The sequence below is a fragment of the Pinibacter aurantiacus genome, from assembly GCF_019130065.1.
GTDB lineage: Bacteria > Bacteroidota > Bacteroidia > Chitinophagales > Chitinophagaceae > Pinibacter > Pinibacter aurantiacus.
The window spans coordinates 205257-217519 of the sequence record NZ_JAHSPG010000013.1; the positions used below are offsets into that span (position 1 = coordinate 205257).

At 41.5% G+C, this 12263-nt stretch carries 8 protein-coding genes; 2 read left to right on the forward strand and 6 right to left on the reverse strand.

From position 1 onward, the window contains the following. Window positions 1–468: 468 nt before the first annotated feature. Window positions 469–642 carry a hypothetical protein gene (locus tag KTO63_RS16770; RefSeq protein WP_217792540.1) on the forward strand — a complete coding sequence of 58 codons (174 nt, stop codon included), beginning with the start codon at window positions 469–471 and terminating at the stop codon, window positions 640–642. Between the two features lie 388 nt (window positions 643–1030). Here KTO63_RS16770 and KTO63_RS16775 read toward each other — a convergent pair whose 3' ends face one another. The 5 genes from KTO63_RS16775 to KTO63_RS16795 form a co-directional block, all read right to left on the reverse strand. After that, complete coding sequence (locus KTO63_RS16775; protein WP_217792541.1) at window positions 1031–1891, reverse strand: hypothetical protein; 861 nt, start codon at window positions 1889–1891, stop codon at window positions 1031–1033. Between the two features lie 230 nt (window positions 1892–2121). Continuing rightward, window positions 2122–3156, reverse strand: a complete 1035-nt coding sequence (locus tag KTO63_RS16780) for an HAD family hydrolase (protein ID WP_217792542.1) — start codon at window positions 3154–3156, stop codon at window positions 2122–2124. A gap of 71 nt (window positions 3157–3227) precedes the next feature. Further along, a complete protein-coding gene (locus tag KTO63_RS16785) occupies window positions 3228–4850 on the reverse strand; it encodes an arylsulfatase (RefSeq protein ID WP_217792543.1) in 1623 nt (540 codons plus the stop codon). A 1089-nt stretch (window positions 4851–5939) separates the two neighbouring features. Continuing rightward, window positions 5940–7424 carry a sensor histidine kinase gene (locus KTO63_RS16790; RefSeq protein ID WP_217792544.1) on the reverse strand — a complete coding sequence of 495 codons (1485 nt, stop codon included), beginning with the start codon at window positions 7422–7424 and terminating at the stop codon, window positions 5940–5942. Between the two features lie 4 nt (window positions 7425–7428). After that, on the reverse strand, window positions 7429–8139 hold the full coding sequence (locus KTO63_RS16795; protein WP_217792545.1) for a response regulator transcription factor: 711 nt from the start codon (window positions 8137–8139) through the stop codon (window positions 7429–7431). Window positions 8140–8258: 119 nt separating this feature from the next. Here KTO63_RS16795 and KTO63_RS16800 point away from each other — a divergent pair, with 119 nt between their 5' ends. Continuing rightward, on the forward strand, window positions 8259–9557 hold the full coding sequence (locus tag KTO63_RS16800) for a spondin domain-containing protein (protein WP_217792546.1): 1299 nt from the start codon (window positions 8259–8261) through the stop codon (window positions 9555–9557). Between the two features lie 1193 nt (window positions 9558–10750). Here KTO63_RS16800 and KTO63_RS16805 read toward each other — a convergent pair. Continuing rightward, complete coding sequence (locus tag KTO63_RS16805) at window positions 10751–12241, reverse strand: DUF1254 domain-containing protein (RefSeq protein WP_217792547.1); 1491 nt, start codon at window positions 12239–12241, stop codon at window positions 10751–10753. Window positions 12242–12263: the final 22 nt, after the last annotated feature.

Sequence of the window (12263 nt, forward strand, 5' to 3'; positions counted from 1 at the left end):
CTCCAGCAACATCTAAAATCAAAAAATGACAAACAAATTTTGTCATCCATAACTTGTAGCATTCTGATTGTGATTACTCGTTTCAAAAATAACAATCGACAAAAATGCTTGTACAGTTACACAACCAAAACCAATGATGAAAAATATATACAGACAAATTATCTGTTGCGCTATAGGCCAGATAGCCACTGATTTACATTGGTTAATGGGCTTGCACCTTATTCCAATACTCCTTTACCTGTTAGTAGCGAAAATCTTCTCCCCTTAAAATAATATTATCTGGCATAGAAGTATGAATCACCTATTCATGGATTAAAAATTTAAATCTAGTAAAGGGCATTTTGGCAAAATTATAAATTCGTACATTCGATTAAAACAATCTCTTTGGAAGTTTATAAAGGAATGACGGTTTTTAATGGGCCTATAGAAGCATTCGGTTCTACTATGAACTGTAAAATTCTCCGCCAAATGAACGGAATCAAGAATCATTTCCTTGTGGTAATTACAAAATCAAATGATCACAACGCAATTGAATATTCCTTCACAAATGAAAATGGCTTATGGATTGCTGACAAGACTCTCAATGTAAGTTTGTATATTTCATTGGTAACAATACTAGATTCGTACAAATTTGACGAATAGGAACAAACAAGCCACTTTTTCGAAAACACTTTTTAATGATCCAAAAATCAAGGACCAATGGAAAAGTCAATTTTCAAATTATAATTATTTTGCTTTTCCTCATTTTCCATTGATGATTATTGCACAAGCAAATTCTCCACTGCACAACAATTGTATAATGATGGTTGGCCATCCAAGGAAGAAATTCAAAAAAACTACGATCGGTTTCCTGAGCAAATTGACACAAAAGTGGTTGATATTATCAGTGGCTTGTGGGTCTTGCTTTTACCACCTTCTTATATTGAATCGCGGCCGCAATTGACGTTAGTCGTAATCATACCTTCGATGCCTCTCTACAACAGCAAACATCTCTTTAAAAGCTTCCAGTTTGAACTCGCCATTTCCTGTTTCATTTACAATCGTATTGCACGGTCACCTTGCCTGTTACAAAAGGTAGTAGCGTATTGAATCCTAAGGTATATTGCTGGGCGTCGAAAACCAGGGGTAGTCCATACAAATTATAACTGGCACCACTAAGCGAATTATTTACACTGTAATTTTTATCGAGAAACATCCACAATCTGTTGGTTTGCCTGATGTTTATCTTATTATCATAAGGGAACATTACCCTGATTGTATCGTTGTATGTTGTTCCCCCAAGCTCGTTGCTATGATATTGACGAGCAGAGTAAGCCAAATTGCCATTGGCGTCGTACTTGTAAGCCCACAAATTGGTATTATTGAATATCCCGTAATAAAAAACACTGTCCTTTTGGCCAACCACCCTGTCATAGCCATCGTATTGTATAGTAGAAATCTTCTTGATGAGCGCTGATGACGGATCTGGTGCACCACCAGCGCCAATCGCGCCGAATGTGTAACTGGTGTCTCTTACAATCTGGCCGGCGCTGTTGTAACCAAATGTTTCCCAACCATCCACGGGCCCGGGTTCAGTCGGGTTGGACCGATATGGATATATAATCTGAGTAGGACGCTGTTTCTTGTCATAAAAAATAAAAACATTGGGATTGCCATCGGTAGGAAAACTCGTGATGATACTTTCGAGGTTACCGCGTTTGTTATAATTAAAAACATAGTCGGCACCCCAATCACCGCCATCTGAGTTAACCGTTTTAACCTGGCAGATATCTGAGTAGTCTTTGCCATTTCCTGGCTTTTTCACATAGTCAATCAATTTCTGGCAACCAGTTGAAAAAAAAACGATGGTTAGGAGCGCAAATGTTCCATGCTTCAATTTATTATTTTTCATAATAGAAGGTTTATATGAGAGGTTAACAAAAATCGAAAGAACATCTTGCTAATGGAGGGTGCAGAAATATTATTTTGCAGAAAACACAAACCGTAAATCAACTCAATGTATTATCTCCTCATTTTTCTGCGTGCTCATTGACATAGGGGGGAACGATGAATGTGGCCGAAGGGGTTTTGTCTTATCAAGGTAATCATTTATAGCGATAAAACGCTCATAGGTAAGACTATTCATTTCTCATACGGATAAATGATTTTCCAGTCATTTTTCATATCCACTAGCAACCAGTTTTTAGCCTGGGCTTCATCCAGGCCCTTATCCAGGGTGCCTATTGCTGATTGCCTGTCATAAGACCATTCTCTCGTGGAATCGGTATGATGGATATATAGTTCTAAATTTTTCAGTGAATTTGACGCAGTCCACTGCAACATTTGTAGATCCCCATCGGAATTGCCGCAGGCAAATACAGGCTTTCTTCCGATAAATTTATTGATTCCCACAGGCTTGCCTTCTTTATCGTCAATGAAGTCAACCGCAGCCAAACGTTTCAACACCGGGTGCCCATTGTTATAATCAAATACAGTTTTTACACTGCTGCCAACCACTTGGTCCTTGGGGATACCGTAGACCTGCTCCACCCATGGCCGCATGAATTCAATACCGCCACCCGAGACAATAAAGGTTTTAAACTGATTGGCCTGCAAATACCTGATCAACTCAATCATTGGCTGATAAACAAGTTCCGTATATCGCCTACCTTTCGTGGGATGTTTGGCTGTCGATAGCCATTGCTTTACGATGGATTCAAATTCATCTGTGGAGATACCCGCATGGGTGGCCATTACGATTTGCAATAATCCTTTCTCACCTTGCTTCATGAGTGTTGACATGTCATTATCCAACACTGCTTTGTAGGGTTGCTTGTTCTTCCATTCCGGGTGATCAGCAGCGATTACTTTAAGACGATCCAAGGCAAAAAAGAATTGAAAATATATCGGCTTCTCTGACCACAATGTACCATCATTATCAAATGTAGCAATGCGGTCAGGTACCGGGATAAAATTCCCTCCCGCAGTATCTGTCACCATCTTCACATAGTTTATAATGGCTTTCTTTGCCGCACCGTCACTCCACGATGGCAACGGGTCAATACTTGCAATGCCATTTTTCTTCTGCACCTCTTTTTGAGATGGTGAATTGCATGCAAAATGAATTGAAATAAACACAAGCAATGTTGCAAAGGTGTACTGACCATGCCTTTTCATGACGATTAATTTTCGCGTTATACAAAGAATAAAGAGCGCCATAGTGCGCTCTTTATGTGCTCATACAGATCCTACTTTTCACCTTCTAATTTAGGAAGGGTAATACCCTTTTGCTCCATTAGTTTTTTCGCTTCCTGTATTGTTCTGAACTTATTGATTTCCATTTCACCAGTGTAGACCTCACTCTGCAAAGGTCGTGGTGGATATTGTATATACGTTTTCATCAGGTCCTGTACCGCTTTATTAAAAATTGGAAGCGTCCAGGTCTTTTCTGTAAAGCTGTTCATGAACAGGTCATATCTTTCCTGCGGATCCTGCCACAAGTCGTATACCGCCGGAACGGTGGCAACATAGCTTTCATCACCTCGCCATCCGAGCTGTTGACCCGGTGCATCACTTCCCGCCTGTGCTCCATTATCACCACGGGTATTAAATACCGCTTTGAATTTACCCACTCTAACGGCGCCAGGGGACAGCTCCGTTTCTGTGAAATAATACCATCTGTCCCGTAAGGCCGGTCCCTCTTTAAAGAGTATGTTTGACATGTCATAGCTATCAAATACCATCGGCTTGCCATCCCGGTCCTTCGTTGGTAATGTAATTCCTGCAAGACTGGCAAATGTCGCCATCAAATCCAATCCTCCCACAATATCGTGGCTATCACTTCCTGCCTCGATTTGCCCTGGCCACCAGGCAATCGCCGGTACCCTGTTGCCTCCTTCCCGGTCTGTACCCTTGGATCCCCTGAAGGGTGTATAGCCGGCATCGGGATGTACATCCTGCCATGCGCCATTATCCACCGTATAAATGACAATTGTATTTTTATCGATGCCGAGTTTCCTAATCTCATCCATCACACGCCCCACATTGTAATCCATTTCCACCACACAATCGGCGTATTTGCTTTTACCTGGCGACTTCCCTGCAAACTGTTTGGAAGGTAAATTGGGCTGGTGGTTTTTGGCAAAATTCACACACATGAAGAACGGTGAACCACCCTTGGCATAATCATCCAGTTGTTTAAGTACGTTATTGGTCATGTTCATGTCCAGTTCCGCGATGTTATCTTCGGTTACTTTGGATATTTCCCGCACTTTTCCGCCAGCCTCACCTTCCAATATTCCGGTCGTCACTTTTTTAAAGAATGCAAGCATATCAGGAGTCATATCTGGATTCCAGGACGGAAAGGCATAGGTATATGCGTTTAAATGATAAAGTACCACATTTTGCATTTTGTCGAACCCGTGAGCAATCGGCATCGCGTAGTCAGCTTCACCCAGGTGCCATTTGCCGCAGAAGTAGGTTTTATAGTTGGCCTGTTTTAGTACAGAAGCCAATGTCCATTCGGGCGCCGGCAGTCCACCACCCTGGCCCTGGAAAGCAACTGTTGTCATACCGCTCCTGTTGGGTATTCTGCCCGTTATCATTGCAGCACGTCCCGGGGTACAGCTGGCTTGTCCATAAAAACTCCAAAACTGCATCCCTTCTTTGGCCATACGGTCAAGATTGGGCGTCGGCATTCCCCTACCCACGCCGCCGCCGTAGACACCAAGGTCGCCCCAGCCGGTATCGTCAGAAATCAACATGATGATATTTGGTTTTTTAGGATGCTGCTTTTTCTGTTGACCGTAAAGGCTAATACAACAAAGGCAAATGATGACAGGCATCATTGACAAGGTCAGAAATCTTTTCATGATTTATCTTTTTAAAAATTGAAAGGTGGTGTTAAACAATCCCTGTTTGCATTACAATCTTTTAGAAACATTGTTCAGCATTCCGATCTGTTTAGAACACCTGCATATGTATATAACGTAGAAGAGCACTTGAAGCCGGAAAACTGTTCAACTGACAGCCTACAGCCATTTATTTTGTATAAGAATATTTACAAGGCAGCATAACGAATTGATCATACTGCGGTAAATGTGCAATACATCGAACCCATTGTTGCCGGAACATTGACGTAAAATCAGGTTGCCACCAGGGAATAGTAAAAAATGAAAAACATTTTTGCTTTCGTCATGCTAATGGCTTGACAAACGCGCAGTTCATGAACGGGAATAAAACTTATCAAGCTCTATGTCTTCGATGATCATGTTGACTCCTGTTATAGAAGAAAATAGAGGACGTCACTCTGTAAAGAGAAAGTCCAACCCTTACGTGGCCCTTCTCTTTTTTTGTTGTCAATAGCACTGTTCCCACACATAGAAATAGTAAAAGTTGGCTCATTGTTCAATTTTCTGGTAAATATTTTTGCAGCTGAACCAATTACCGGAATTTTCGTTGTGTTAGTCGGCGACCTTAATCTCTTATTTGCAATTTGCGACACATCAAATTAAGACGGCAAAGACATTTACTTATTTGACACCGGAAAAGTGTCATGTTACCCTGAAACTGAAATGTTTAAATAAAGCTGCAAGTAAAATTGAGCATCTCACAAGGACAAGCTGCATTGTGAATGTGTCAGCTAAGAGCCAAAGGCGCAGAATGCTTATTGGCTTAAGAAAGCATCATTAATAAAAACCAGTATATTAAATGATTAAAAAATATTCAACAATCCTTGTATTTACCTGGCTTAGAAGGAGTTGAACAACAATCATCATCCACAGAGAAATAAGATGTTTAAATAACCACGCCTGTTACGGCGTGGTTTGTCCTCTTAAAAGAAATGAAAGTCTTACTACTGATCTAACATTAAAGCTCAAAAAAAGTTTAAACACCCCCTAAATCTCAGTTAAAAAACAGGGGAATAGAAAGCAAGCAAATCTCGATGAACAATGAGTGGTTTATACCTGGGGCCTTGCAATTACCGGCAAGACAAAAAGAAATGTAGTCCCCCTTCCCGGCTCACTGATGACTTCGATGGTGGCCTGGTGCAGTTCGAGAATTTTTTTTACAATGGCAAGCCCTATTCCCATTCCCTTTTTCTCTCCTTGCGCACTTCCCGGTTGCCTATAGCGTTCAAATATAAATGGTTGTTGCTCTTTCGCAATGCCAACGCCGGTATCGCTCACCTGCACTTTTATGCCCTCGTCTTCATTTATCAAACTGACAATGATGCTGCCCCCTTCAGGTGTGTGACTGAATGCATTGTCCAGCAGATTTTGAAATACCCTTTCGGTCAGTGCAATATCGGCCATCACCGCAGGAAGCGCACCGGCAGCGTCGATGTGCAGTATCACCTTTCTTTCTTTTGCTTTCAGTTCATTTGCAACAAGTATATCGGAAACCAATTCATTAATAAGAAATGGTTCTTTCTGTGGAGTGATAAGATTGGCTTCGAGTTTTGCAAACTGAAACAACTGTTCCACCAACACAGACAATTTTTTCGCACTGTCGTAAATAATGTTCAGGTATTTGCGTTTATCCAGCTCCGTTAAATCTGCTTCCTTAATCATGAGTGTTTCTACATAACCACGTGTGATCGCCAGTGGTGTCCGAAGATCATGGGAAACATTGGCGATAAGTTCCTGGCGAAATTTGTCAGTAGCCGTGATCTTTTCTATATTATCAACAATAACGTCTGCCATCTCGTTAAACGTGGAAGTAAGCATGCCAAGATTGCCTTTATCATGCCCTTCGATGCGGGCAGTGTAATCCCCTTCTTTAAATCTCTTCACCACGTTAACGATACCGTCAATACTGCGTGTTATTAAAAAAAACGTAACAAGTCCTACGATAAATGTCACAAGGAGAACCGTGAAAAAGATATACATACCAAGACGATAATACAAATGACCATTGACGGCATTCAAAATGTTTCGTTGTTTTTCACTGGACAACACTGCATATACATAACCGGAAAGTTTGCCTTTGTCATATACGGAAGCTGCTGAAAATATACTCGGCTCATTTGGCTGCTTCGGATTGTCACCCATCGGCTTATCCCCTTCGCGGGCAGTCAGCCACTGTTTCACTTTTGCAATGTCTACCTTGCGTATTTGCACTGTAGTGTCTGGAACAACATAGTCTGTTATGTTACCTGCCGTATCCAGCAAATACACTTCCACACTCGGATTGGCCACCATGGTAGAGTGAATGATATCGTGCGTTACGGTGGTGTCGGGTTTTCCATCTTTGAACGGCTTGGTAAATGTGGCAAGGTGCCGGGCAAGGTCGCCATATAATTCCTGGTGTGCAGAGGTGTAGTATGAGGAAGAATATTTCGAGGCGATCACTACAAACGCCAGCCCCAGCAGGACAAGCAGCGTAGTAAAAACAACGGCAATTTTCCAGAATAGCAGGTTGCCTTTTATTGTTCGGATTGACATAAGTTTATAGTTCTTCGTTAAACCTGTACCCAACACCCCAGGTAGTTAGAATAAATTTCGGATTTGAAACATCTTCTTCAATCTTCGCACGCAGCCGGTTTATATGACTGTTTACCGTGTGCTCATAGCCTTCAAAATCATATCCCCACACCAGGTTCAACAACCTTTTGCGGTTATAGCTTTTGCCGGGATGCGTTGCCAGCAGTGTGATCAGATCAAACTCTTTTGGCGAAAGATCGATCCTCAAACTATTCAGCGTAACTTTTCTTTTATCAATATCAATAACGAGTCCACCGTAACTTAACACAGACTGTGGCGGCGCTTCATTCGTGGAGGCTGCATGCTCCTCGCTTCGGCGGAAGATCACATTTACCCTTGCGATGAATTCGCGTATGCTAAAAGGTTTTGTCAGATAATCATCTGCCCCGGTTTCAAGTCCCAATACTTTATCAAGTTCTTCTGACTTGGCAGTTAACATGATGATCGGTGTACGCCGGTCCGTTTGCCTTATTTTTCTGCACACCTCCATTCCGTTGAGCAGTGGCAGCATGATATCAAGAATGATCAGATCAAACGCTTCCTCCTTCGCCATTTTGCATCCAAGTTCACCATTGTCTGCAGACATTACTTTACAGCCAAGATCAACAAGGTGTATCGTGAGTAACTCTACGATATTGTTATCGTCTTCTATTATCAATACTTTTTTGTTATCCATAGACAAAACAAAATTGAACAAAATTCTTCTACAAAAATGGCTGTGATACTTTTGTTATAATTATGAAACAGGTTTGAGATACTGTTATAGTTGTTTTGTGAGTATAAAAAGATAACACAATGAAACCAGGTCTTGCAAAAAAACTATCATTACTGGCACTGCCAGCCCTACTTTTTTCTGCCTGCAAAAAAGACAATTCACCTTCACCGGAGCCCAGCACGATAAGCATTGAAAACGTGCTGGATAGTAGACCATTGGTGGAATCAGGAACCTTCCAGGGAAGTGGAAAGCCTCCGGTAATTCCTCCGGGCGAATCCACTTCTATCACCTTTTCCGCAGCAAAAAATCAGCGACTGACTTTCGCCACCATGTACGGATGGAGCAATGACTTGTTCTTTGCGCCGGAAAATCCCGGCATAAAACTATACAATGATGATGGAACGCCTATTACGGGTGACGTATCTTCACAGGTAAAGCTTTGGGATAACGGCACCCGCGTGAATCAAACTCCCGGCGCCAGTGTAATGCATCCGGGAACAGCCGAAGCTACAGCGAAGAACATCAAGGAAGTAACATCGATGGATGACTATGGACACACTTATCTGCCAGCCTCCCAGTTGATGAAATTATCGCTTGCCTATAATGGCAATTCTACCTTCACGCTTACCATCATGAATAATTCGGGAGGTACAGCAAACGAAACACCTTTCAGTCCGGGTGTTTGGGCCATCTCTTATGTTGTTGGCGGCAATTTGTTATTACCGGAACCTCTTTTTAGTGCTGGCAAACTTTCAGCCAATGGGCTGACCAATATTGCAGAAATGGGAAACAATGCGATGTTAAGCGCTTATGTTTCACAGCAGACGGGCATCTTTACACCGTTGTCGCCCGTTCTTGTCGTGGTCTATGATGGCGGCGCCAATCCTTTTTACAAAACAGGAGAGCTTGACAGGAATGAAGGATTGAAGGACCTTGCACAAAAAGGCAATGCAGCTATTCTTGCTGCGGCCCTGAAAACAAAACCCGGCGTGAAGGCTGTGTATGTACTGAAAGATCCGGCCACAACAGTGCTTCTGCCTAAGATCAATGGCAACATGGGCAGCAAAGTATCACAACAATTGTCCGTAAAAAAAGGAGATAAAATAGCCATCGCTACCATGTATGGTTTTTCAAATGATTGGTTCTTTGCTACTACCGGCAAGGATATCGACGCCACAGCAAAAGGAGATGTTTCTTCGATGATCGGTTTGTTTGATGATGGCACAGCCATTAATCAATTCCCCGGAGCAGGTATTACGCAGTTCAATCTCGCAGGCACTCCACTAAACGAGAGTAAACCCATCCAGGCAGTTCCCAATCCAAATGATTTCACTACGCTCCCACCTATCTCAAATATTATAAAAATAACATTGCAATGATCGAGCTCTGAATATTTTCATCGTAGTATACATGAGTTGTTGCACAATAAACAAGAGCCTAGAAAAAATCACGGCTCTTGTTTACTGCTGAAAAATATTCGCCACAACTAGTTTTTACATCATATCGTTAGATTGTTTTTAAATTCACTTCTTTTCCAGACGCCGATAATTTCACTTGCAGATTCGGATTTACAGGAAAAGACCCAGGTATGAAAAGGGTAATCGAATCGCCCCCACTTTGACTTCGGAAAAGTCAATAACAGCTCTAAATTTATTCGTACTGAACCACCAACTAATGCAAAGATGCCACAATCGCCTCCAGCAATGGAGCCCTCACTTTATCACTCATCTTTTTCGAATTACCTAACATTCTAAGCTTCCGTTATTTATTCTTCTCAAAAACAATTTCCTCGCTCTAACAGCAAAATAGAATTTGTACTCGTATTCAAAAGCTAGCAGCCGTCCTTTCAAGAATTGATCCTCTTCTTCATAACTAACCGGCATTTCAAAATAATGTTCCATTTCAATGAAATAGAAGGACTTTTAAAATTCTTGTCGGCAACATTAGATTCGAACTATTCTATGAGGATTTACTTAGGCTTTATTTCTTGAATTTCTAAAGCGTTCAATTTGCCCTGTTGCTGACTACTTTAGAAAAATTTAAACCGACTTTGATTTAAACATTTCTCCAAAAATTATAAACCCAGATGCAGTTTTCTTTGAGAAAGAAAAACGCTAATTCGAAATGCAAATTTAATAATCTTAGCCATTTCTATGAAGCTATGTTCTTCAGTGTGTGACACACCCAAACCCATTTCGCCATTGCTACTGTAAATCTATACTTCAGTACGCATTCGGAAAATACTCTACGATTGACTCACTATTGTAAAGAGCCTTGTCTACTGGGAAAACAGATGTTTAATCTAATCAAAGATATCTTGTGATTTAAAAAAATTCAATTGAGCCATTTTCAAAATCGTTGTTGAAAATGAGGATCGAGATATTCAACAACTTGTAAACATACAGCCTTTTGAAAACCGTGTAAATCGAAAAATCATCTATTCATTCCTGTTATAAATATTGTCAAGACATTTACATTTGTGAGAACATTCTAACAATATAATGGAAGGATTTCATGCAAATAAAACTTTAGAAGTTACAATAATTCCATCCTATTGATTGTGCCTTACTATTTATTTCCTTTTCGAAACGGCGGGTGGCGTCCAACTACCATTTAATACTTCGTCTTTTGGCCAGTAAGTACGTAAGTAAAGAGAAAAATCACCTTTTTCCACTGCAGGCAACCAGTTCGATTCGTTCTCTTTTGCTGGTGGCGCAGACTGGACATAAATCGTTAAGGATCCATCACTATTGGTCTTCATTGATTTATTCTTGGTTCCCAATGAATATCGGTTTAAATTATTGAGTTCAAAAAAATGATGTTGATTATACAATGTGAGTGACCAAAATCCATTAACCGGAGGCATACTTTCTTTTGTAAATGTTATTTCGTATTTGTTGGCACTGTTTAACCTTATACCCGCTGAATCACGATCCTGGTAAAAATATTTCGCCTCTTTTTCCTTATTCACCAGGATATTCGATTTAGCGGTCGCAGTGCGTGTAAAGTAATCGGTGCCGAATGCAGCGCCATTGTTAATGGTACTCCAATAAAAAGGCAATTGTCGTCCAAAATTCCGGAACTCAAACAGTGGTTTAATTACCTGCGCTTCAACCTCTGCTGCGGCTTCTATCATGGCCTTTTTTATAGCCGGATCTTTTTTCGCGGCAGCAATCACAGCCAGGACCTGGGCATAGCGGGCCTCTTCGCCAGGCATGGGAGGAGCATCGGCAAGAACGATGGGCAATTCATCAAAGAATTTATCAGGAAACACCCAGGACATTTCCTGATTACCCATCGACGCTGCTGGAAGTGTTTTCACATTTTTCCAATCTTTTGTCTTCATTTTCCCATCAAAATCTGACAATGGGTACATTAATACGGATTGCAAAACTGGCTGTATGGCCGCGCGATCTTCCGGCGTGTCATCCATAAAAATCCGTGGACCAACAATGCCAGTATTGCTGCTGGACCGAAAAACTTTTGTAATGCCGCTGGGAACTTTTCCATCCCAATTTGGGCCGACAAGCAAATAAAACCCGGGCTTTGTATCATACATCTGGCCAAGCTGTACAAATCCATCGGTACGAAGATCAACGATCTGGTACACCCAGAAACGCTTGCCGAAATTAGGAACCTGTATTACCACAGGTGACAGGTCCAATGCCAAAGCACCGATGCCATACACGACGTCCTGGTTCGGACATGCGATGGCTCTTTCGGTGGGTATCACATAATCTGTAAGTAAGCCAAATTGATTGAGTGGCGCTTGTATCAAAGGGCCAGACATTACAATTTCTTTCACTTGCGAAAATGCGAGGCGCCGGTTGTAAATATTTACCATCGGCCAGGCCCAGAAATAGGCATCCTTCGCAACCAACCTGGCATATTCTACGGTAATTTTAGTAGTGGAATCCGGGCCGGGTGGCAGTACCCGTGAGGTTTGATTTGCAGCTGAGCTATCAGCTATAGTTGGCGCGGTTGTCGTAGTTTGTTTATTTGAGTTTTGATTGCAGGAACACATGATTACCGGCAATGCAATCAGAAGGACTTTTTTATACATCTAAAAGATTTTAGTTAGTGAA